The sequence below is a fragment of the Accumulibacter sp. genome (assembly GCF_023806625.1).
Classification (GTDB): Bacteria; Pseudomonadota; Gammaproteobacteria; order Burkholderiales; family Rhodocyclaceae; genus Accumulibacter.
Genome location: NZ_JAMTDX010000062.1, coordinates 85,155 through 107,118, shown reverse-complemented (window position 1 = coordinate 107,118; position 21,964 = coordinate 85,155). Strand labels below are relative to the sequence as shown.

The window sequence follows — 21,964 nt, the reverse complement described above, 5'->3', positions numbered from 1 at the left end:
CGCTCATCGCTTCGCGCGCGGACGACGAAACGCACCGGCGCTCGCCTGCGACCCGCGCCCGAACCCGCCTGGCTCGCCCCCTTCGTCCGCTCCGGACGCGCGGCGGCCTTCGCCTCCGGCGGCGGCCGCCGCCTCCGCCGACCCCTCCGGGGCCGGCGGCGAACCCTGCGCCAGGCGCTCCGTGCCCGGCGCCCGCTCCGCGGCTGTGGACCTCAGGGAGAGACGGAAGCCCAGGTCGACGTAGCGCTCGACGCGGTGCCCCCGGAAGCGGGACGCGGAGCGAAGCCACCCGGCCCCGCTGAGCCACGAGCCGCCGCGCTCGACGCGCAGGGCATCCGCGCCTTCCGGACCCCGCGGATCGTCGACCACTGCTTCGTCGTACGTCCTCTTCCCGTCGGCGCACCACTCCCAGACGTTGCCGTGCATTTCGTACAGACCCCACGCGTTCGCCGCGAACGACTTCACCGGTACCGTTCCGCCCGTGCCGTAGTTGGCGCGTTCGGGCGTCGGCTCGTCGCCCCAGCTGTACGCGGTTTCGCTGCCCGCCCGGCACGCGTATTCCCACTCGGCTTCGCTCGGCAGCTCCGCACGGACGCCGGGCAGCAAACCCTCGACGCGGCGCAGGAACTCTTGCACGTCGTCCCAGCTCACGGTCTCGACCGGCTTCCGCGGATCGTCGCTTAAGACACTCGGGTTGCTGCCGGTTACCGCCTCCCAAAGCCCCTGCGTGCACGCCGTGTCGGCGAGCCAGAAACCGCTCGTCAGCCGGACGCGGTGGCGCGGACCTTCGTCATCGTCGCGCCCCGCTTCGTCCGCCGGCGAGCCCATCGAGAACTCGCCGGGCTCGATCCAGCGGAAGCGCTGGACGACTCCGGCGATGTCGACGTCGAGCCAGAGGCCGTATTCGAGGTCGGCACCGACCCGGACACCCCGCCCGACTGCCTGCCCCGACGAGCGGAATCCGCGGGGAGGTGGCGGCCAGACCGCCGGTGCCTCGCCGTCGGCCGACCAGTACAGTCGCAGCGGCTCGCCGGCCAGCGACGGCGCCACCGCGAACAGGCCCTGCCGGTCGCGCCCCCAGGCCAGCGCCCACGACGGCCGCGGTACTTCGGCGACGACGATCCGCTCGCGGGCGCTGGCCACGACCCAGGGTCCGCCCCCGGAACGCAACGCAGCGAGCCGGACGCGGTCCGCGTCGCTCGCCGGCAGCGACTGCCAGAACCTGGCCGCGCGAGCGGCCTCGACCGCGACCCCGGTCACGGCTTCGCCTTCGGCGAGAACGAACTCGCCCACCTGTGGCGCACCGACGCCGGCGATGAGCGCCGGGCCGCAGAGACGCAGCGACCAGCGGCGACGCACGGCGGTCTCTTCCGGCAGCGCGAGCAGGCGCTCGAGGCTGCGCCCGGGCAACCCCGGGGGAACCGCCTCACCGGCGCGCAACTCGGCGCGCCGGGCAATCACGTAGGCGTCGGCAAGTGCCGGCAGCGCCTGCCACAGAGACTCGTGCGCGCGCCCCCCGGCGCGCCCGAGATACGCGGCGAGCTCGCACGCCGCCTCGCTCTGCGGCGCGCGCTGCAGCGTGCGCACCGCGCGCGCCCAGTCGCCCCGGGCCTCGTCGGCGTCGACACCGGCGAGATCGACGGCGAGCGCCGCCTCTTCGGAACGGATCGCCCGGTAATGGCCGACATGATGGCCGGCGATCAGCGCCGCGACGCGCTGCCGGTCGGCCAGCGGCTCGCCGGCAAGCCGACCCCGGTGCGCGGACAGCCGATCCTGGCGCAGTTGCATCCCGAGGACGCATGCTTCGCTGTCGGCGTGGTTCCAGGCGGCGAGTTCGTCGGCCAGCGGCAGCCCGAGCGCGACGCGGATCGCGCGCAGCAGTGGCGGCTCGACGACGACCGCCAGCGACAGCGCAGCGAGCAGGCGCTCGCTGCCCGCCTCTGCGCCGCTGCCGGCGGCGGCCGCGCCGGGGCGGCGCGCGCGCAACGGCCGGCCGTAATCCCAGCCGACGCAGCGACCGCGACGCGGCAAGCGGCGCAGCCATTCCGACGGCGAGCCGGCGCAAAGAACGGTCAGCGTGCCGCCAGTCGCGAGGTGCCGGCGGCAGCGGTTCTGCCACTCGCGACCAGCAGCGCAATCGGCGGACGCATGGCCCGGGTCACCGGCGAGCAGCCAGTGGTGAGCGCTCGAGAGCACCGCCTCGTCGACCGGTACCCATTCGCCGCGCCGGCCGGCGCGTCGGCACAACCAGCCCGAGCCGGGCGGGCGCGCGTAGACCGGCAGCCGACCGGCGGAAACTCGAGCAGCCTGCCAGGCGAGGTCGATGAGGTCTTCGCGCAGCGGCCAGACGGCCGGTGAAAGGTCGACGATCAGCGCGGCTTCGTCGCTCCAGTGCAGCCAGCGGCGCAATGGCAACCGCCGCGGCAGCGAGACGCGAGCGAGACGCGCGAGCAGTCGATCGACGTCGACTTCACGCCCGCGGCCCGGGGTACGCAGCGTGCGGCGCAGGAAGCTGGCCAGCCGCGCCGGCGGGCTGAGTGCCAACGCAGCCGGGACGACGGCGCCCGGCTCGGGCTGCAGCGTCGCGAAAACGTCATCGGCCTGTTCTTTGGTGGATTCGTCGGCGCGACTCGCGTCTTCTGCACCTTCGGCGGGCACCCGCTGCAGTTCGATGACCGCGAAGTGAACGGCGCGCAACGGCCGACGGGCTGCCTGCTCTTCGCGTGGCTGCAGCGGGCGCGGCGCCGTTGGCACTGGCGATGTTGGCTGCACGACCACTTCTTCCTCGCGCGCGAAGCCGAGCAGCGCCGCACAGCCCTGCGCTTCTCCGGCTGGCAGCACGTAGAGCAGCCAGGCGAGGTCGGCACGACTGACCGCGCTGGCCCGCGGCGGCAGCACGCCGGGGCGCGTGCGGGCACGGCGCACAGCCTTCATTCTGGCGGTTGCTTGTCGAAGAAGAAGGCGCGCAGCGCCTGCAGATGGGCCGACGGGTCGCCGCCGCCCTCGAAGGTGATCCGCTCGAGCACGCGCAGCAGGTCGAGATACTCGGCGAGGCCCGGCGTGTACGCACCGGCTTCGGCAGCGCTGCGGCGATCGCCGATGAGCTGTTCGGCGGCGGTGGCGAGGACGCCAGGGTGGCGGGCGTACAGCGCCGAGAAATGCAGCCGACCGAGGTCGACGAGGTATTCGGCGAGTTCGGCCGGCGCCTTCGGCAGCGCCAGCGTCAGCACCAGACAGCGGCGCACGAACGCCGGCGGCAGCTCGCGTTCCTCGTTCGAGGTGACGATCACCAGCGGCGCCGGAACGTTCTTCGGCCTCGAGACGACGCGACCGAGCGGCGGCACGCCGAAGCGGCCGTTGCCGAGCGCTTCGAGCAGCCCGTTCGGCAGATCGGCTTCGGCCTTGTCGATCTCGTCGATCAGCACGACCGTGCCGCGCTCAGGCTTCCAGTCGGCGGGAGCTTCTTCAGGATCGGCCGGAGCGACGCCGCTGGTACGGCAGTGTGCGAGTTGCTCTGCCGCCCCCTCCCAGTTGAACGCCCACCAGAGTACGCCGGGTTCGACGTAGCGCGCCGGTCTGAGGTCGCGCGGTGCCCAGCCGCCCGGAAGCGCCGCGAGCTGCGCGTCGGCGAGCCGGGCGACGGCGTCGAAGCGCCAGAGCAGGTCGCTCGCCTCGCTGCGCGAGTCGACGACGACCGAAAGGAACAGCCGGCCGCTGGCCACCGCCGCGGCATGGGCGAGCTGGCTCTTGCCGGTTCCCGGGTCGCCGCGCACGAGCAGCGGCCGGCCCGCGGCTTCGGCAGCGCGCAACGCGCCGGTCTGCTGCGCGTTGAAGCGGTGCCGGCTCGCCGGCCACGAGCCGATCGCCGGCAGGTCGATTTCGCTCTGGTCGTAGGCGGGAAGCGTCGTGTTCATTTCACGTTCCATTCGGGGTTGGAGAGCAGGGTCAGGAATTCGCAGATCCGCGCGAGCAACAGATCCTCGTCGCAGACGAACAGCCCCTTGCCGGCGGCCGGTGGCGTCAGGGTCAGCAGATTGACGCCGAGTTGGCTGGCCACCCATTCCTGCAGCTCGCGCCGTTCTTCCTCGGGCAGGCGCTGGCCGAGGACGAGCAGCCGCGCCTGGCCCTTGCGCGCGAGGATCTTCGCTCGACCACGGATCGTCCCCTGCAGCGCGTCGTCGATCTTCTCGGGCGCTTGGTCGAGATGGGAGACGCTGAGAAACGCGGCCTTGGCCAACTTGCGCTTGCGGTTCTCGCCGGCGCCGAGTTCGAGCGGCAGTTCGTGCGCGAATTGGTCGCGCACGACCGGTATGCCGCGATCGTCTCCGATTTTCCAGGCATGCTGCGGTGCCGGACGCACGGCGATTCCCGCACCGGCGACCCGGCTGGCCTCGACGTCGAGGACCGACGCGAGTTCGCCGGCCGGGTCGATGCCCAGCGCCTGCAAGTGCCCCGGGTCGAGACACAGTCGAGCGGCGGCGCCCATCGCCACGAGGAAGGCTTCGCGTGCCGAGCCACGCTCGTGCGCCGCGGGCAGCAGCTCGTCGTCGCGCAAGGCCTCGCCACAGTGCTCGACGAGGTCGATCAGCGCGTCGACGCAGGCGTCACCTGCACGCTCGGGCTGCGCGCCGGTGAGCGCGTCGTTGAGCGCCTCGGGCAGCCCGCCGCCGTCACGCCGGACGACGGCGTCGAATTTTTCGAAGGCCGGCTTCCGGAAAGCCTTCGTCATGACCTCCCGCCAGCGTGCGAGCCACTCGTCCCAAGTCGGCGGCGGACGCCGCAGAAGGTCGGGGCGTGCAGGCAACTGCTCGCGCAGCCAGTCGGCGAACTGATGGATTCCGAGCACGCAGCCGCGATGGACGTTGGGGTCGGAGTAGTGGCGCACGGCGATTCCCCAGACGCGGTCGCCGGAGCAGATCGCGCTGCCGCTGTGCCCCGGCGGCTGCTTGGGCTCGATCAGCCAGTGACGGGCCTGGGGATCGAACTGGAGTGCGGTGACTTTCTGCGGGTTTTCGTACCCGCCTTCGAAGAAACCGTTCAGCGACAGATCGCCTGGGGCTTGCGCTGCGCTGTTCGCCTCCAGCCAGCGCGAGCCGCTTGGCACCGCCTCGATGCGCAGCAGCGCGACATCGAGGTCGGAGTGGCAGAGTGGCGCAAGGACCGGATACGCCGTCGTCGCGTCAGCAGCCGCGCGCACCCACAGCAGCGCACCGCCGTCGAGGACGTGCCTGGCGGTCAGGACCGTCGCCGGCGCGACGAAGAAGCCGCTGGCCACGAAGTCGGCCAGCGCCGTCGAATCCTTCGAGCGCCAGAGCGAGACGAGCGCATCCCTGACCATCGCGCGCTCAGTCGCGGCCGCTGGTGGGCGCCGCCGGCGCCGGTTTCCACTTGGCGCTGATCCTGACCTGCGCGTTCGCCTCGCCCTTGGCGACGAAGACGCCAACCTCGGCCTTTAAGCCGAGCGCCAGTTCGAGGGTGACCTCGTCGGGAGTGAAGCGATCGAGCGCGGCGCGCACCGGCCCGACGACCGCCGCGAGAGTTGCGCTCAGGTCGACGCGGGCGAGCTCGTCGGTAACGGCGCTCGTCGCCGTAGTCGGCGCAAAGCGCTCGTCTCTCGCGGCGCCTCCGCGCACCGGCACGACATTGACTTCGGCGACCTCGACCCAGATCGGCTGGCCGTCGATTTCGATCTGCTGCAGGCTGACTGGCATCGTCTTCTCCTCATCGACAGGATGGTAAACAAGAGCGAAGTGTACGGCCAAACGCAGGTCCGTGCACTCGCCCTCGCGCCGACTCGTCCGGACTTCGCAGCGTGGCCGTCGGTGCGACCCGGCGATGACCGGCGGCAGCAGCTCGCTGAGCCAGGCGGCCTGGCGAATCGGCGACGGGGAAGACGCGCGAAGGGGAGAATTGCCACCCGCCGGCCGCCAGCGCTATCATTCCTGCGGCCGCGGTTTCGTGCGCGGACGCACGGCGACCGGCGAACCGGGTTGCCCGCTGCCGGCGAAAAAAACGGGGTCGGCCAAAAAAGGGGGCAGACCCCAAGAAGCACAAATTGGCACACCAGGCATTCGTCAGCGCCCATCAAACGAGCCAACGATGCACTCCACCAGCGAAGCCACCGCGAGTATGGAGGCGCTCTACGCGCAACTCGAAGCCTTGCCGCAAGACCTGACCGGCGAAATCATTGGCGGCCGACTGTACACTCAGCCGCGTCCGGCTTCGCCCCACGCCGTCGCAGGCTCGGTGCTGGGAATGGACCTCGGTTCGGCGTACCAGCGCGGACGCGGCGGGCCGGGCGGCTGGTGGATCCTCGACGAGCCCGAGCTGCACTTCGTGCGCGATCGCGAAGTTCTGGTTCCCGATCTCGCCGGCTGGCGCCGCTCCCGGATGCCGCGTCCTCCCGTGGATCAGCGCTTCGAAGTGGTTCCGGACTGGGTCTGCGAGATCGTTTCGCCATCGACGGCGCGCCAGGACCGGGGGCTCAAGATGCCGGTGTACGCGCGCTACGGCGTCCCGCATCTCTGGCTGGTGGACCCGCTCGCGAGGACGCTCGAAGCCTTCGCGCTGCGCGACGGGAGCTGGACGGTGATCGGACTGTTGCAGGAGAACGATCTGGTCAGCGTCGAGCCGTTCGGCGAAGTCACGCTCGAGCTCGGCGCCCTGTGGATCGAAACGGGCGCCGGCGAATGACGACGGCCAGCGCCAATCCACGACCAGTCGGCGGCGGCAGCGAAGAATAAAAAACCGGGTCAGCGCCCAAGTCGTCGGCGGCCGCGAAGCAGGAGAAAACGCGGTCAGACCCCAAATCCAGTGTTTCCACGCGTCCTCTGCAACATTCCGGAGCGCCTGGACTGCTGCGCGCGAGATCAGCGAACTGATGTTTGACGCACGGTGGGCGAGTGTCGATACTGCACGGCTGCCGGGTCGTGATCGGCGCAGCGCACGAGGTTCCGGCGAACAGGGGCGCGGTCGTCGAATCCGGCGGCCGGTCGTTCGAGTCCTGGCGGGAAGGCGGCAATGGTCAGCGTCTACGTTTCGTATGCGTGGAACGAGGAACGACAGAACCGGCTCGTCGACAAGCTCGCCGAGGCGTGTGCCAAGCGCGGCATCGAACTCGTGCGCGACACGGGGAGGATTGGCTACGGCGACTCGATCCGCAAGTTCATGGATGAGCTGAGCGCCGCCGAGCACATCGTGCTCGTGCTCAGCAACAGCTACTTCCGCTCCGATTCGTGCATGTACGAGTTGCGCGGCATCTACAGGCACCGACATTTCCGCGACTTCCGCGCGCGCGTCCATCCGGTCGTCCTCGCCGGAACGCACCTGCACAAGCCGGGCGACCGGATCGCCTTCATCAAGCACTGGATCGCCGAAGAGGAGAAGCTCGAGCAGGCGCTCAATGGGCTCAGAGACCCGAAGCACACGCTCGAACTGCGCAGGAGCCTCGAAGACTACGCCGACTTCCACCGGCTGATGGACCAGCTGACGAGCATCCTCGCCGACATGAACGCGCTGACCGAAGACGTCCATCTCGGCAGTGACTTTGCGGCGCTGCTCGAGCGCATCGCGCCGGACGAGTTTCGCCAGACGATCGCCGGCGAAGTACGCGAGATTCTGGCGCGGGATGCTCGCCTCGGCGGCGCGCTGGGCAGCCGTCTGCCGGCGTCCGGAGGAACGCCGGCCGGCGATCTCGCCGCGGCGCTCTGTGCGCTGCCGCCCGAGCAGGCGATCGGCGAGGTGCTCTTTCCGGCGACGCGCGCCTGTCTCGCTGCGCTTGCGGCCGCTTCCTCCGGCGGCTTCACCGACATCTGGAACTCCGCCAAGTCGCTGCTCGCCTGGCTGACGCTGCTCGCCGTCGACAGTCGGTCGCTCGCCGGCGGCGCGCGCAAGGCGCTGGCCGCCGGCAGGCTGGCGTTCGAGATCTGCGTCAGCACGCCGCTCGGCGTCGAGATCGTCAGTTCGCGCTCGCGCGAGATGGCGCCCCGCCTGCGCATCGACAAGAGCGGGGTCGTCGGCGAGGGAGCGATCGGCGTGCCGGTGGGCGAAAGCGGCTGGGACGAGGACGCCGCTTTCGAGAATCTGCTGCTCGAAGTGTGGCGATGCGTCTTCCCCGAGGAATCGCGCGCGCAACTCTCGGCGGCCGACCGGCGCATCCTTGGCGCGACGCTGCGCGTGCGCCGCGAGCAGAAGACCTTTCACCATTACATCGCGCTGCCTGGAGGCGAGAGCACGGCGCTCGCCAGCCCCGGGCTGATAACCCGCCTGGTCGCCGAGTTGCCCGATCTCGCGGTGATCGTCTTCCACGACGACGCCGGCACACCTGCGCTACTGGTCAGCGACGAGTACTATTTCATGAGCCTGATGCGCGAGTTCCTGACGATTCCCGAAGTGCTGGCCAAGAAGCGATGAGCCTGACCCCGATCCCCGACCTTCCGCTGACCGAAATCCCGCTGCCGCAACGAGGCTCGTGGCCCGAGTCCGTGCACCGCTTCGACGACGAATCGGCGTGGGCGGTGCGCTCGGCGCTCGGCGCTCGCCGCGCAGCGGCCGCTGCTCGTCCGCGGCGAACCCGGATCGGGGAAGAGCCAGCTCGCCCGCGCGGCCGCCGAGGCGCTCGGCCGGCTGTTCGTCGCCGAGGTCGTGCATGCGCGCAGCGAGAGTCAGGCCCTGCAATGGCGCTTCGACGCGCTCGGCCGCCTCGGCGACGCGCAGGCGATGGGTGCACACCACTGCAGCGCCGAAGAGGTCCGGCAGCGCCTCGAGCAGCGCAACGACCTGAGTCCGGGCGCGGTGTGGTGGGTGTTCGACTGGCTTTCGGCAGAGCGCCAGTACGAGCACAGCGGCGGTCGGCCGCGCCGACCTGCTGCGCGTCTGGGCTGCGCACGGCGACGACGGACTCGCCCAGGCGGCGGCCGCACTCGGCTACACGCCCCTGCCAAGGCGTGAAGCAGCAGTCGCCGACGCGGTCGTCGAGCCGATCGGCGAAGCACGGGCATTGGCGGGTGCCCCGCCCCTTCCCGAGCGCCCGCCGGAACTGCCGAAGACGCGCTTCTACCGAGTCGTCGAACATCGCCAGCACAAGCCCGATCCGGCCACCGACGTCGGCCCGGCGCCGCCCGCGTGGCTCGCCGGTGCGCGAGTCCTCGCAAACGACTCGCGGCCCGATTCGGTGCGCCACGCCGAAGTGCTCGCCTGCTGCCACCTGGCTGCCGAAGCCGTGCCGTGCGAACTCGCCGAGCGCGCGCAACGCGCGCGGCTGGCCGGCGTCAGGGGCGAAGATCTCGCCTACTCCCTGCGCGATGCCGGCGAGGTGGCGCCGCGCAGCGAGTGCGTGTTGCGGCAGCGCGGCGACGAACTTCGGCTCGAGGCCGCGGCGACCGGTGACGCGCCAGCGCTCGTCGCCGGCAGCCCGCTTGCCGAACTGACGCTCGTCGACCAGGCGATCGAGGTGAGCGTCGTTGCGGCTGCCGGGCGCGCCGATTCGGCGAGCCGGCGCAGATTACGCTGCACGGCGAGCATCTCGAGCTGACCATCGCGCCGCTGACCAGGCCCGGCTGGGCAAGGGCGATCGGCCGGGACGCGCGCGGCCTGTACGCCGAAGTGTTCTGGCTCGGCGAGCGCTGCCGGCTCGACTGGCAGCCGCCGCGCGACGAGCGCGCCGGGGGCTGGACGAGCGCCTGCCGAGCGAAGCCGAATGGGAGTACGCGTGCCGCGCCGGGACGACGACGCCGTTCTCGTTCGGCGCGAACATCACCCCCGAGCAGGTGAACTACGATGGCCGCCGCCCGTACGCGGGCGGCGAGCAAGGCGTGTCTCGGCAGAAGACGGTGCCGGTCGGCTCGCTACCAGCAAATCCGTGGGGCTTTTGCGAGATGCACGGCAACGTCTGGGAATGGTGTGCCGACTGGTACGGCAAGTACCCGGCGACGGCGCAGGTGGACCCGCAGGGGCCTCCGTCGGGCGCCCACCGCGTGTTGCGCGGCGGCTCGTGGTACGACGACGGCAGGGTCCTGCGTTCCGCCCTCCGCTACCACTTCGAGGCGGGCTACCGCAACGTCAACATCGGCTTCCGGCTCGCCCGAGGTCCTAACTGAGCGGGCAGGCCGGCGGAGCCGGCGGCAGCAGCTTCCCGCGCAAGCGTGACCCCCGCGGCCGAAAGGCGCGGAATCCTGTTGCACGAAGCGGGAAACGCCGGGCATCATTGGCGTCGTCGCGGCCGCGCCGCCGATCGAGGAGCTTGCCAATGAGCGCGCTGTTCTCTCCGATGAGCATCGGAACCCTGGCCCTGGAGAACCGCATCGTCGTCGCGCCGATGTGCCAGTACTCGGCCGACGACGGAGTGGCCAGCGACTGGCACCTGATCCACCTCGGCCAACTGGCGATCTCCGGCGCGGGCCTGGTGATCGTCGAGGCGACCGCGGTTTCGCCCGAGGGCCGGATCACGCCCGGCGACCTCGGCCTCTATTCGGACCATTGCGAAGCCGCACTCGGGCGGGTCCTGGCGAGCGTCCGCCGCTACGCCGACACGCCGCTGGCGATCCAGCTCGCGCATGCGGGACGCAAGGCCTCGAGTGAGCTGCCCTGGGACGGCGGCGCGCAGATCCCGAGTGGCCGCGGCGGGTGGACCGCGCTCGCACCGTCGGCGATCGCCCACGCCGACAGCGAGGAGCCGCCGGCCGCGCTCGACGACGCGAACATCGCCCGGATCATCGACGCCTTCGCTGAAGCCGCGCGCCGCGCGGCGCGGATCGGCGCCGAGGCGATCGAGGTGCACGCCGCGCACGGCTACCTGTTGCACGAGTTCCTGTCGCCGCTGTCGAACCGGCGTGACGATCGCTACGGCGGCTCACTCGACGCCCGCTGCCGGTTCCCGCTCGAGGTCTTCGCCGCGGTGCGCTCGGCGTTTCCGGCCGGAAGGCCCGTCGGGGTGCGCATTTCGGCGACCGACTGGGTCGATGGCGGCTGGGACCTCGAGCAGAGCGTACGCTTCTGCCGAGAGCTCGAAGCGATCGGCTGCGCGTACATCCACGTGTCGAGCGGCGGGCTGTCGCCGGCGCAGCGGATCAGCCCGGCTCCGGGCTTCCAGGTGCCGCTCGCCGCGCGGATCCGCGAGGCAGTCGGCGTTCCGGTCGTCGCCGTCGGAATGATCAGCGACCCGGAGCACGCCGAAGCGATCGTCGCTGCGGGTCAGGCCGACCTCGTCGCGCTGGCCCGCGGAATCCTCTACGACCCGCGCTGGCCGTGGCACGCGGCCGCCCGGCTCGGCGCCCAGGTGAGCGCGCCTGCCCAGTACTGGCGATGCCTGCCGGCGGGTTGCGAAGGAATCTTCGGAGCGGTGCGCAGCGGCGGGCGCTAGCTCCCGCTGCCCGGGGGCTCGTCCGGCCGAAGGGCAGCGCCGGCAGTCCGCCGGCGCGGGTGAACCAGCGAAGGGGCGGGATCAGTCGATCGGCACCTTCCGGCCTTTGGCGCCGGCGAGCTTGGGCAGGGTCACTTCGAGGACGCCGTCCTTGAACGCCGCCTTGGCCTTCTCGGAATCGACTTCCGCGGGCAGCCACATCGAGCGCGAGAACGCCGACGAGCTGATCTCGCGCCGCCGGTAGTTGCCTTTCTCCTCGTTTTCTTCCTTGCGGCTCGTCGCCTCGATGGTGATCGAGTCGCCGCTCAGCGAAATCGAGATGTCTTCCTTGCTCACTCCGGGCAATTCGGCACGAACGACGATCTCGGTTTCGCGGTCGATCAGGTCGACCGCCGGAGCCCGGAACTCGGCCAGCTCGGACCATTCACGCTCGAAGGGCCGCATCCAGCGGCTCGGCGAGAAGCCGCCCATCATCCGGTCCATGAATCGCTCCATCTGTTCGAAGCGGTCTTCGAGGTTCTTGAACGGAGCGAGGACACCGCGCTGAACCTGCAGGGCCTTGCCGCCCTTCTCTTCATTCGCTTCCGACTTGGCTTCCTTGTCTGCCATGGGACTCTCCTCAGCAAATTGCGCCCTGCCGCTCGCCGGAAGGCCCGCCACATGAGTGCCGCGGGCTGCCGGGCAGCGGGGGCTGACGACCGACACTTGCCCGACCTGCGCGTCGCGGTTACGGCGAAGCTGCCTGGTGCGCCGCGCCCGGAACGACGACAGGTCTCAACTTCAGAATAGCGGTCGAAGCGAGGAATTCAAGCCCCGCACGACAAGAATGACTGCCCGCGGGGCCGCCGCGCTAGGCCTTCGGCAGCCTGCCCATCAGGAAGAACTCGTCGTTGGGCCGCATCGAAGACAGGTTGGCGAGACGGTTGGACATCGCGAAGAACGCCGCCACGGCCCCGATGTCCCAGATGTCCTGATCGGAAAAACCGTGTTCACGCAGCGCGGCGAAATCGGCATCGACGATCCCGGACGAGCGCAGCGCGACCTTCAGCGCGAAGTCGAGCATCGCGTGCTGGCGCGGTGAAAGATCGGCCTTGCGGTGGTTGACCGCAACCTGGTCGGCGATCCACGGGTTCTTCGCGCGCACGCGCAGGATCGCGCCATGCGCGACGACGCAGTAGAGGCACTGGTTGGCGCCGCTCGTCGCGACGACGATCATCTCGCGCTCGGCCTTGCTGAGACCGCTCGCCTTCTCCATAAGCGCATCGTGGTAGGCGAAGAAGGCGCGGAACTCGTCGGGGCGATGCGCCAGGGTAAGGAAGACGTTGGGCACGAAACCGGCCTTCTCCTGGACTTCGAGGATCCGGCTGCGCACGTCCTCGGGCAGTTCGTCGAGTTCGGGGACCGGGAAGCGGCTGATCGGGGCGCCCATCGCTCAGCCCCTCGCCGTCGTGAAACAGCGCGTCGCGGGGCCGGCGATGCTCGGCTCGATGCCGGCCAGATCTTCTATGGTGTGGCCTGCCGGTGAATTCATCGGTTCCTCCAGGAAAATGGGTTGCGGTGCGGGCGCCGGGCGTGGTGCTCTTCGTGGCATGATACACAATATCCCGGCCGATCCAGAGGAGACGCGTGTGAGCCCAGACAGCGATTTCGACAGCCTCTTTCCTGCCCGGCAGATCAGCCGCCGCGAGTTCGTCGTCAGCGCTCTCGGTGCCGGCTTCGCACTCTCGGTGCAGCCGATCGAGGCGCAGACGGCGATCTCGACCGACAGCTCGGGTCTGACTGCCGGCGAACTGCGCATTCCGACGACCGACGGCGGCGCGGTGCCGGCGTATCGCGCGCAGCCGGCGAGCGGCAGCGACTGGCCGGTGATCCTCGTCGTCCAGGAGATTTTCGGGGTGCACGAATACATCCGCGACGTCTGCCGCCGCCTCGCCAAGGTTGGCTACCTGGCCATCGCAGCCGAACTCTTCGCTCGGCAGGGCGATCCCCGGCAGTACACGGCGGTTCCCGAACTGATCGAGAAACTCGTCAGCCGCGTTCCCGACGCGCAGGTGCTCGCCGACCTCGACGCCTGCGTCGCCTGGGCGGGCGCGCACGGCGGCAATACCGCACGCCTCGGGATCACCGGCTTTTGCTGGGGCGGGCGGATCACCTGGCTTTACGCGGCGCACAACCCGCAGCTCAGAGCCGGCGTCGCGTGGTACGGCCGACTCGTCGGCCAGGCCAGCGAGCTGACCCCGAAACAGCCGATCGACGTCGCCGGCAAACTCTACGCGCCGATCCTCGGGCTCTACGGCGGCGCCGATAAGGGGATTCCGCTCGACACGGTGGACCGGATGCGCGTGGCACTCGCCGAGGGAGTCAGCCCGGCGAGCCGGGCGTCGACGATTCAGGTTTACGCGCAGGCACCGCACGCCTTTCACGCCGACTACCGGCCGAGCTACGGCAAGGACGAGGCTGAGGACGGCTGGCGCCGCCTGATCGCGTGGTTCAGGCAGCACGGCGTCTGAAGAAGAACTGCAAGAACGGTAAAAACGGGGACAGACCCCTATTTTCTCGGAGAAAATAGGGGTCTGTCCCCGTTTTTACCGATTTCTAGCTAGTCGCCGCCGCAGCCGCCCCCGCCGCAGCCGTCACCCGCACTTGAGTCGCCATCACCGCCGCTGCACCCGGCGTCGCCCGACCCAGCGCAGCCGATATGCCCGGCGCAGAACGCGGTTCCGGCGCCCGTCTGCGCGGCGGCCAGGCAGTCGAGCTGGTAGATGAAGCCGCCGCTGATGCCGAGCAGCGCATCGAGCGCGAAGAGCGTCGGCAGCGAGTTCGGCGCGCGTGGGTCGATCCCCTCGCGCCGGCAGGCCAGGCGCCACGCCCGCCGGATTCCTTGCTGAGCTTCGGTCGGCGAACGCATCGCCTCGGCCGGGGTGTGGTGCAGGAAGCGACCGAGACCGCGCGTGCAGAACTGCTGGTAGTGCCGCGTGAACAGGATGAATTCGTGCCAGGCGTCGTCGACGGCCTGCGAAGGCATCGCCACGAGTCGGTTCCCGGCCTGGCGGCAGAGCTGGAAGTATTCGCGCAGCCCCTCGAAGACGAGCGCGCGCTGCGCCTCGCCGAGTTCCGGCCGGCGGTCGGCGAGCCGCCGGTCGAGAAGCCTGGCGTACGGGTAGCTCTCGATATACGCCACGCGCTTTCTGAGCAGCGCTCGCCACCAGAGAATCGACGCGACGATCAGGCCGGCGAAGGCCAGCACGATGACGATCTTCATCCGGATTTCCTCTTCCCCAGCCCTCGCTGACCTCACCGAACGCTGAGCGTCGCTCTTCGTGAGGCGACCGCCAACCGGCACCGACGAAGCGCCGTCGGACGACCCGTCTTGCGGCTGGCGGCACTCCGCCATTGCGAGAGCCGCAGTTTATACTGTGCACCATGCGTGTCCACCTGCTCGTCAGCTGCTCGATCGCCATCGTCCTCGCCGCGTGTGCGGGCAGACCGCCGGCGCCGGTCGATGCCTCACGGCGGCCAGCCGACCGGCTGGCGAGCAGCGCGCAGGGCAACGACGTGGTGATCTTCGCGCTGAGCCTCGTCGATACCGGCTACCGCTTCGGCGGCAAGAACCCCGACGCCGGCCTCGACTGCAGCGGCATGGTCTCGTACATTTACGGGCGGGCAGCCGGGCTGCGGATCACCGGCAGCGCCGCGGACATCGCCCGGCGCGGCCGGCCCATCGAGCGCGAGTCGCTGCGCCCCGGGGATCTCGTCTTCTTCAATACGCGCAACGCCGGGTATTCGCACGTCGGGATCTACATCGGCGACGACCGTTTCGTGCACGCGCCGTCGAGCAACGGCCGGGTACGCATCGATCAGCTCGGCGCGCGCTACTTCGCGCAGCGCTTCGAAACCGCGCGGACCTACTTCGACTAGTCCGGCGGCCGCTTCAGTCGTTGCGCAGCTCGACGCGGCCTTCGACGACCCGGACCGGATCGCCGCGGCGGACGACCGGCTCACGGTCTTCGTCGATGAACCCGTAGCTGCCGTCGAGGTAGCGCACGGTGATCACGTAGCTGACCACCGGCGCACTGCCCTTGCGCGCGTCGGCGACCACATCGCCGGTGCCGAGGATCGGCGTCGTCTTGAGGTTGCCGCCGAGGCCCGCGCCGTCGCCGGCTGCCGGCGCGAGGTTGCGTGGTACGGGCCCCTCGTGGCTGCGCGTCTGAATCGCGGTGACCACGCCGCACTGCGCGCAGAGCCCGCCGCGCGGGTCATGCAGCAGGTCGCGGTAATCCTGCGCACTGCTCGGCAGGCGCAGCGGGGTCTGGGCGAGCGACGGCGGCGAGACCAGCACGATCAGGCAGCTAGCGAAGACCAGGCGTAGACTCACGGGGACTCCTCACGGAACGGATGCGGGCGATTGGCCGGCGCAGCGCCTGACCAGCGCGCATGTTAGCATTGCCCGCGAGTCGGCCGGAACGGTGGGCCCCCCGCGATCGGTTAGTATTGCCGTCTGCTCCGCCACCCGCAGGCTCGACCGCGAGCGGCGTCACCGCTTCGGGGCAGAGCAAGGGATTGCCATGGACCCGAAATCGTTCGTCTACTCTGCCGTCCTGCTGCTCGTCGTCGCGTCGATCGCCGTCGCCGTCTTCCGGCATTTCGGGCTCGGCTCGATCCTCGGTCTGCTGGTCGCCGGCGTCGTCGTCGGACCGCACACGCCGGGCCCCCTGGTGACCACGCACGTCGAGGACGTGCGCCACTTCACCGAACTCGGCGTCGTGTTGCTGCTCTTCCTGATCGGCCTGGAGATGAAGCCCCGCCGGCTCTGGGATCTTCGGAGAACGCTGTTCGGTCTCGGCTCGCTGCAGATCGTCGTGTCGACGGTGCTGATCGGTGCGTACCTGCGCCTCTTCCTGCCGCTATGGTCGACGGCGCTGCTGCTCGGCGCCAGTTTCGCGCTCTCGTCGACGGCTTTCGTCGTCCAGATGCTCAGGGACCAGGGGGAAATCGCCAGCCGCCACGGCCAGACGGCCTTCGCCGTCCTGCTGATGCAGGACCTCGCCGTCGTGCCGCTGCTCGCGCTGGTCCCGATCCTCGCCGAGCACGGGCCACTGCCGAGCGAGATGCCGCTCTGGGAGCAGATCGCGCGCGCGGTCGCCGACGTCGCACTGGTCGTCGTCGGTGGCCGCTACGTCGTCCCGCGCCTGCTCGACCGGCTCGCCCGACAGAACAACCGCGAAGCCTTCTTCCTCGCGGCGATGGCCGCGGTCTTCGCCGCGGCCTGGGCGATGGACGACGCCGGCATGTCGATGGCCCTCGGTGCTTTCCTGATCGGCATGTTGCTGTCGACCTCGCGTTACAGTTTGCAGATCGAAGCGACGATGGAACCGCACAAGGGCCTGCTGATGAGCCTGTTCTTCGTTGCGGTCGGGATGTCCATCGACCTCGGCGCACTGGCTGCGAATCCTGGACGCTTTGCGCTGCATGTCGTGGCCATCGTCTTGCTCAAGATCGTCGCACTCTACCTGCTGTGTCTGGGCTTCGGTACGGGTCGCGGCACGGCCGTGCGCGTCGCTTTCCTGCTCTCGCAGAGCGGCGAGTTCGGATTCGTCGTCTTCGGCGCGGCCAAGGCGCTCGGCGTGATCGACGATCGACTTTTCGTGATGTCCGTGGCGGTGATTTCGCTGACCATGCTGCTCACGCCGCTGCTCGCCCGACTCGGCAATGCGCTGGCCAGGCACCTTACCGACGAAGGGGCTGAAGTCCACGAACGCTTCCGCCACTCTGCCCGCGACGACAGCGAGCCACGCGTGGTGATCGGCGGTTATGGCCGCGTCGGGCATGCGGTCGGCACGATCCTGGCGAGCTGCGGCATCCGCTACCTCGCCTTCGAGACCGACGCGCAACTCGTCGCGCGCTGGCGCAGCGAGGGCCACCCGGTCTTCTACGGCGACATCGGCGATCCGGGGCTGCTCGGCAGCGCGTCGCTGCAGAACGTCGATCTCGTCGTGCTGACGATCGACGACCGCCAGGCAGCGGTCCGGGCTGCGACGCTGATCCGTTCGCGGCTCCCGGAGGTGACCATCGTCGCCCGTGCCCGCGACCTCGTCACCTGTGACGCGCTGCTGCGCGCGGGAGTGACCAAGGCCTTCCCCGAGACGCTCGAAGCGAGCCTGCGCCTCGCCGCGGAAAGCCTCGAATCGCTGGGCATCCCGTCCGCGGAAACCGAAATGCTGTTGCGTGGCCTGCGCAGCACCGACTATGCGCTGGTCCGCGTCGGCCCGGAGAGCAACTCGCCCGAACGCGCCGAAGCCGATCGCTGAGCTCGTGCAACGTGCGCGGCGACTCGGACGGGCGGCGGCGACGCCGCAGTGCGCTACACTGCGCGCCTGCCCAAAGCCTCACCGGAGCTGACCGCGCATGTTCCCGACCGTACCCATCCGCTACGTCGAACCCGTCTACCGTCCGCCGAGCGAGGCCGAATCGCTGATCCTTCCGGTCACCGACGGCTGTTCGTGGAACCGCTGCACCTTCTGCGAGATGTACACGGCGCCCGAGAAGCGCTTCCGTGCGCGCGACGAGGGCGAAGTGCTCGAGAGCGTCCGGCTCACCGGCGAGCGCTTCGGCAGCGTCGTGCGCCGGGTCTTTCTCGCCGACGGCGACGCGCTGGTGTTGCCGACCCGCCGCCTGCTGGCGATCCTCGAGGCCATCCGCAAGCACTTGCCGGCCGTGCGCCGCGTGTCGAGCTACTGCCTGCCGCGCAACCTGCGCCGCAAGTCGGTCGGCGAACTGCGCGAGCTCGCCTCGGCGGGGCTGGCGATCGCCTACGTCGGTGCCGAGTCGGGTGACGACGAGGTCCTCGAACGTGTCCACAAGGGCGAGACTTTCGCCTCGACGCTCGCAGCGCTCGACAAGCTCGCGCAAGCGGGGATCACGCGCTCGGTGATGATCGTCAACGGCCTCGCCGGACCGGCGCTGTCGCTGCGCCACGCGGAGAACTCGGCACGGCTGGTCAACGCCAGCCCGCCCGAGTACCTGGCCACGCTGGTGGTCAGTTTTCCGCTCGGCGAGCAGCGCTTCCGCGAGGCCTTTCCCGGCTGGCGGCCGCTGAGTCAGCGCGAGCTGTTCGTCGAGATGGAGCGCTTCATCGCCGGGCTCGAACTCGAACGAACGGTCTTCCGCAGCGACCATGCTTCGAACTGGCTGATCCTCAAGGGAATGCTCGGCGCCGACAAGGCACGGCTGCTCGGCGAGTTGCACCAGGCGATCGACGATCCGGAAGCGGCGCCGCTGCGGCCGGCCTGGGCCCGCGGACTGTAGATGAGCGGCGACTACCGGCGCTGCGCCGAGTTGATCGGCGAGGCCGACGGCCTGCTGGTCACCGCCGGCGCCGGCATCGGGGTCGATTCGGGGCTGCCCGATTTCCGTGGCCCACAGGGCTTCTGGGGCGCTTACCCGGCACTCGGACGCGCGCGGATCGCTTTCGAACAGATCGCCAATCCGGCGGCCTTCGCCGCACGACCTCGCCTCGCCTGGGGTTTCTACGGACACCGCCTGGCGCTCTATCGACGAACCGTCCCGCACGAGGGCTTCGCGATCCTGCGCCGGATCGGCGAACGAATGGGACACGGCGCGTTCGTGTTTACGAGTAACGTCGACGGTCAGTTCCAGAAGGCCGGCTTCGCCAGCGAACGGATCAGCGAATTCCACGGCTCGATCCATCACCTGCAGTGCCTCGCCGGCTGTCACGAGGGAATCTGGCCGGCAGACGACTTCGCGCCGCAGATCGACGACGACGAGTGCCTGCTCACCGGCGATTTCCCGTGCTGCCCGCGCTGCAGCGGGATCGCCCGACCGAACATCCTGATGTTCGGCGACTGGGGATGGCTCTCCGAACGCAGCGACGCGCAGGAGCGACGGCTCGACGCCTGGCTGCGGACGGTCGATCGCCTGCTGGTCATCGAGATCGGCGCAGGAACCCGCATCCCGACCGCGCGGCTGATCGGCGAGCGCCTGCCGGGCCGGCTGATCCGGATCAACCCGACCGAGCCGCAGATGCCACCGGGCAAGGGCGTGTCGCTCGCCGAAGGCGGACTCGCCGCGTTGCGCGCAATCGCCGGCCAACTCGGCTGAAGGCTTTCTCCGGGCAACCGGCGAAGCTGGCCGGTGGCGATCAGCGAATCGAGACGGTCCTGGCGATCGCCTCGACGCGATCCTTGTGACGCGGAAAGAAGGTCAGCCGCGGAGCCTGGTAGATCAGCGCGAAGAGTTCGCCACGGTCGACCGCCCCGAAGCCGACGCCGCGCTGCTGGACGTTGTCGACCTTGCGGATCCGCTCGTACTCGAAGCGAAAGCCCTGACCACCAGCGAACGGGTAGGGTTCGACGCTGATCACTCTGAACGTCGAGCCGTCGCGAGTCAGCAGGCCCTCGAACATGGCCACGACGTCCTCGATCTGCATGTTGCTGCGAAAGACGATATTCTTTTTCTGGCTGCTGGCCGGTGTCTCCGGATGCATCACCTGTCCGTCGCGGATCCCCGAGTAGATCAGGAACTCGTCGATCGTCACTCCTTCCATCGTCCAGATCTGGGCAGGACGGATTCCCGGATAGTCGAGATGGTTCCAGTCGCCTTCGATGGTCATCGTCATCCGCTCGCCGACCGGCCGGCTACCGGACTCGACCTTCCGGACGGTCGCGCAGGCGGCGAGAACGACGGCCAGGGCGACGACGAGCAGCTTGTTCATCAGCGTAGCTCCGCGACATAGGTCCCGATCAGTCTGGCATCGGGTGCGTCGGGCGCCAGTTCGAGGTACCGGGACAGGGCAGCGACGGCCTCCGTTTTCTGGCCGAGTTGGCGCGCGGTCAGCCCGATGCCGCGATAGGCCCGCGGAGGCGCATCGGCCGAGCGGATCGCCGCCTGGTAATCGGCCATAGCCAGGTCGACGTCGCCCTTCTCCCCGCGCAGCCGGTAGACGTCGCCACGATGCAGGTGGATCACCCCCTGGCCACTGCGCCGGGTGAGCAGGCGCGAGAGCAGCACCAGCGTCTCGGCGTACTGGGCCCTTTTCACCTCGTCGTCGAGCCACTCGTCGAGGAAGCGGCCCGTACCCGTCTCGTAGGCCGCGTCGCCGGCGGAGCCGCCGGGCAACGCCGCGGCGTATGCGGCGAGGGTCTCGCGGCGTTCGGGTGGCGCCGGATGGGTGGCGAACAGCGGGCTGATCAGCTCGGGATCCTGGCCGCGCGCCTTGAGTTCGTCGAGCAGGTTGCCCCACACGCGGGACGCCTCGGCGACGTCGTAACCGGCCTGGTGCATCAGAATCGCCCCGATGCGATCGGCTTCACGCTCGTGATCGCGGCTGTAGGCGAAGGCACTGGCCAGCACGGCGAGCTGCCCGACGGCTCCGGCGAGCCCGAAGAGCCCGAGAAACTGCCCGAATGCCGACCTGGCCTTGATGTCGCGCAGCCGATCGACGGTGTGGCGCTGCAGGTAGTGACCGATCTCATGGCCGACGACGGCGGCCAGCTGGGCCTCGTTCTCGATCCGCAGCAACAGCCCGGTCCACAGCTGCATCATGCCGTTCGGCGACATCGTCGCGTTGAAGACCGGTGTGCGGACGAGATGGATGCGCAAGTCCGGACAGTGATCGCCGCCGAGCCGGCAGGCCACGTCCTGGACGTAGGCCTTGAGCCCGCCGTCGCGAACGGCGAACGGGCTGCGCCGAAGGCTTCGCTCTTCGCGGTCCATCAGCGCCCAGAGCCCGCCTTCGTCCGAAGCCGGATCGGGCTGGGTCAGCCGATCGGGCATCGCATAATCGAGATCCGCTGGCGTCTGCGCCCAGGCGCTGTGCACGAGCGAGCAGGCCCAGCATGCGGCCCCACCGGCGAGCAGGTCGCGTCGCTTCATTGGCTGGTCGGGAAATCCTTGAGCAACGCAGACACCGCTTCCTTTGCCGGCTCTGCTTCGCGCAGGTCGCCGGTGCCGCGGATCAACTGGTTGAACCAGAGCACTTGGCCGCTGCGCAGGTCGACCAGCGACGCGTAGCCAACCTGGAAGCCGCCACTCATGCTGACGCCGAGCAGCGCGAAGACGACGATCGCCGCCTTGCGCTCGGCGCTCGCGTAGCTGTCGCGAATCCAGATGAACAGTGCGTAGTCGCCGCCGGTCGCCTCGCGGATCGGCAACACGGCATCGCCAAGCGACCAGTCGAGCTTGCCCTCCTTGGTCGGCAGTGCGTTGTTGCCGCCCCACAGGTGATGGATGGCAATCGACCGCGCCACCGCAGCGTGCAGCGCGTTGACTTCGGCGAGATCGTCGGCCTGACTCTCCGAAACCGTGCGAACCTGGACGCCGAGCTCGGCCGCCCTGGCCTGCAGAGCGGCTTCGACATGGGTCATCGCCGCCGTCGTCCAGTCGGCTCGTGGCTCGGTGACACCGCCGGCAGACAGCGAGAAGAGTTCGATGTCCGGCGGCATGACGACGATCGCTGCGCCCTTGGGCAGCGACGAGAAACCCGGAGCGAGATGGCGTGACTCGGCGTGCAGCTGACCGAGGCCGACGACGACGAGCAGCAACGCGGCGCAGACGGCGCGCCACGATCGTTCAGCCATGGCTCTTTCC

General features: G+C 69.7%; 22 protein-coding genes. 11 read left to right on the top strand and 11 right to left on the bottom strand.

Annotated elements, in window-relative coordinates:
- Positions 1-3: 3 nt before the first annotated feature.
- Genes NFW05_RS11630 through NFW05_RS11615 form a run of 4 tightly spaced genes read right to left on the bottom strand, consistent with a single transcriptional unit; the run spans position 4 to position 5,711 of the window.
- Positions 4-2,934, bottom strand: a complete 2,931-nt coding sequence (locus NFW05_RS11630; protein WP_295306745.1) for a formylglycine-generating enzyme family protein — start codon at positions 2,932-2,934, stop codon at positions 4-6.
- Positions 2,931-3,914 carry a MoxR family ATPase gene (locus NFW05_RS11625; protein ID WP_295306742.1) on the bottom strand — a complete coding sequence of 328 codons (984 nt, stop codon included), beginning with the start codon at positions 3,912-3,914 and terminating at the stop codon, positions 2,931-2,933. The genes NFW05_RS11630 and NFW05_RS11625 overlap by 4 nt, the downstream gene beginning before the upstream one ends.
- Positions 3,911-5,338 carry a trypsin-like peptidase domain-containing protein gene (locus NFW05_RS11620; RefSeq protein ID WP_295306739.1) on the bottom strand — a complete coding sequence of 476 codons (1,428 nt, stop codon included), beginning with the start codon at positions 5,336-5,338 and terminating at the stop codon, positions 3,911-3,913. Before NFW05_RS11620 ends, NFW05_RS11625 begins: the two co-directional genes overlap by 4 nt.
- A 7-nt stretch (positions 5,339-5,345) precedes the next feature.
- Complete coding sequence (locus NFW05_RS11615; protein WP_295306736.1) at positions 5,346-5,711, bottom strand: CU044_2847 family protein; 366 nt, start codon at positions 5,709-5,711, stop codon at positions 5,346-5,348.
- A gap of 388 nt (positions 5,712-6,099) precedes the next feature.
- Between NFW05_RS11615 and NFW05_RS11610 the strand changes: the two genes are divergently transcribed.
- The 6 genes from NFW05_RS11610 to NFW05_RS11585 all read left to right on the top strand — a co-directional run bounded on the left by NFW05_RS11610 (position 6,100) and on the right by NFW05_RS11585 (position 11,359).
- Positions 6,100-6,693 carry a Uma2 family endonuclease gene (locus NFW05_RS11610; protein WP_295306733.1) on the top strand — a complete coding sequence of 198 codons (594 nt, stop codon included), beginning with the start codon at positions 6,100-6,102 and terminating at the stop codon, positions 6,691-6,693.
- A gap of 327 nt (positions 6,694-7,020) precedes the next feature.
- Positions 7,021-8,412, top strand: a complete 1,392-nt coding sequence (locus NFW05_RS11605; protein ID WP_295306731.1) for a toll/interleukin-1 receptor domain-containing protein — start codon at positions 7,021-7,023, stop codon at positions 8,410-8,412.
- A gap of 141 nt (positions 8,413-8,553) precedes the next feature.
- Entirely contained in the window at positions 8,554-8,949 is a 396-nt protein-coding gene (locus tag NFW05_RS11600) for an AAA family ATPase (protein ID WP_295306797.1), read from the top strand.
- Between the two features lie 49 nt (positions 8,950-8,998).
- On the top strand, positions 8,999-9,532 hold the full coding sequence (locus tag NFW05_RS11595) for a hypothetical protein (protein WP_295306729.1): 534 nt from the start codon (positions 8,999-9,001) through the stop codon (positions 9,530-9,532).
- The gene (locus tag NFW05_RS11590) at positions 9,462-10,097 is read left to right on the top strand and encodes a formylglycine-generating enzyme family protein (protein WP_311104708.1); all 636 of its coding nucleotides are present in this window, start codon (positions 9,462-9,464) and stop codon (positions 10,095-10,097) included. Before NFW05_RS11595 ends, NFW05_RS11590 begins: the two co-directional genes overlap by 71 nt.
- Positions 10,098-10,246: 149 nt before the next feature.
- Positions 10,247-11,359 (top strand): NADH:flavin oxidoreductase/NADH oxidase, encoded by a 1,113-nt coding sequence (locus NFW05_RS11585; RefSeq protein ID WP_295306699.1) that lies wholly within the window; start codon positions 10,247-10,249, stop codon positions 11,357-11,359.
- A gap of 81 nt (positions 11,360-11,440) precedes the next feature.
- Here the strand turns inward: NFW05_RS11585 and NFW05_RS11580 are convergent, their stop codons facing one another.
- Together NFW05_RS11580 and NFW05_RS11575 are read right to left on the bottom strand one after the other, a co-directional pair.
- A complete protein-coding gene (locus NFW05_RS11580) occupies positions 11,441-11,968 on the bottom strand; it encodes an Hsp20/alpha crystallin family protein (RefSeq protein ID WP_295306696.1) in 528 nt (175 codons plus the stop codon).
- Positions 11,969-12,209: 241 nt separating this feature from the next.
- A complete protein-coding gene (locus NFW05_RS11575; protein WP_295306693.1) occupies positions 12,210-12,788 on the bottom strand; it encodes a peroxidase-related enzyme in 579 nt (192 codons plus the stop codon).
- A 199-nt stretch (positions 12,789-12,987) separates the two neighbouring features.
- Between NFW05_RS11575 and NFW05_RS11570 the strand changes: the two genes are divergently transcribed.
- Positions 12,988-13,869 (top strand): dienelactone hydrolase family protein, encoded by an 882-nt coding sequence (locus tag NFW05_RS11570; protein WP_295306690.1) that lies wholly within the window; start codon positions 12,988-12,990, stop codon positions 13,867-13,869.
- An 89-nt stretch (positions 13,870-13,958) separates the two neighbouring features.
- Here NFW05_RS11570 and NFW05_RS11565 read toward each other — a convergent pair whose 3' ends face one another.
- Complete coding sequence (locus NFW05_RS11565; RefSeq protein WP_295306687.1) at positions 13,959-14,621, bottom strand: hypothetical protein; 663 nt, start codon at positions 14,619-14,621, stop codon at positions 13,959-13,961.
- A 161-nt stretch (positions 14,622-14,782) separates the two neighbouring features.
- On the opposite strand from NFW05_RS11565, the gene NFW05_RS11560 reads away from it, so the two are divergent.
- Complete coding sequence (locus NFW05_RS11560; RefSeq protein WP_295306684.1) at positions 14,783-15,277, top strand: C40 family peptidase; 495 nt, start codon at positions 14,783-14,785, stop codon at positions 15,275-15,277.
- A gap of 13 nt (positions 15,278-15,290) precedes the next feature.
- Here NFW05_RS11560 and NFW05_RS11555 read toward each other — a convergent pair whose 3' ends face one another.
- Positions 15,291-15,734 (bottom strand): hypothetical protein, encoded by a 444-nt coding sequence (locus tag NFW05_RS11555; protein ID WP_295306680.1) that lies wholly within the window; start codon positions 15,732-15,734, stop codon positions 15,291-15,293.
- Positions 15,735-15,924: 190 nt separating this feature from the next.
- On the opposite strand from NFW05_RS11555, the gene NFW05_RS11550 reads away from it, so the two are divergent.
- The 3 genes from NFW05_RS11550 to NFW05_RS11540 all read left to right on the top strand — a co-directional run bounded on the left by NFW05_RS11550 (position 15,925) and on the right by NFW05_RS11540 (position 19,477).
- A complete protein-coding gene (locus NFW05_RS11550; protein WP_295306677.1) occupies positions 15,925-17,667 on the top strand; it encodes a cation:proton antiporter in 1,743 nt (580 codons plus the stop codon).
- A 97-nt stretch (positions 17,668-17,764) separates the two neighbouring features.
- Positions 17,765-18,664 carry a radical SAM protein gene (locus NFW05_RS11545; protein WP_295306674.1) on the top strand — a complete coding sequence of 300 codons (900 nt, stop codon included), beginning with the start codon at positions 17,765-17,767 and terminating at the stop codon, positions 18,662-18,664.
- On the top strand, positions 18,665-19,477 hold the full coding sequence (locus tag NFW05_RS11540; protein ID WP_295306672.1) for a Sir2 family NAD-dependent protein deacetylase: 813 nt from the start codon (positions 18,665-18,667) through the stop codon (positions 19,475-19,477).
- A gap of 40 nt (positions 19,478-19,517) precedes the next feature.
- On the opposite strand, the gene NFW05_RS11535 is transcribed toward NFW05_RS11540, so the two are convergent.
- Genes NFW05_RS11535 through NFW05_RS11525 form a run of 3 tightly spaced genes read right to left on the bottom strand, consistent with a single transcriptional unit; the run spans position 19,518 to position 21,954 of the window.
- Entirely contained in the window at positions 19,518-20,090 is a 573-nt protein-coding gene (locus NFW05_RS11535) for a hypothetical protein (RefSeq protein ID WP_295306669.1), read from the bottom strand.
- Complete coding sequence (locus NFW05_RS11530) at positions 20,090-21,250, bottom strand: M48 family metallopeptidase (RefSeq protein ID WP_295306666.1); 1,161 nt, start codon at positions 21,248-21,250, stop codon at positions 20,090-20,092. The genes NFW05_RS11535 and NFW05_RS11530 overlap by 1 nt, the downstream gene beginning before the upstream one ends.
- A complete protein-coding gene (locus NFW05_RS11525; protein ID WP_295306663.1) occupies positions 21,247-21,954 on the bottom strand; it encodes a hypothetical protein in 708 nt (235 codons plus the stop codon). The genes NFW05_RS11530 and NFW05_RS11525 overlap by 4 nt, the downstream gene beginning before the upstream one ends.
- Between the last annotated feature and the right edge of the window lie 10 nt (positions 21,955-21,964).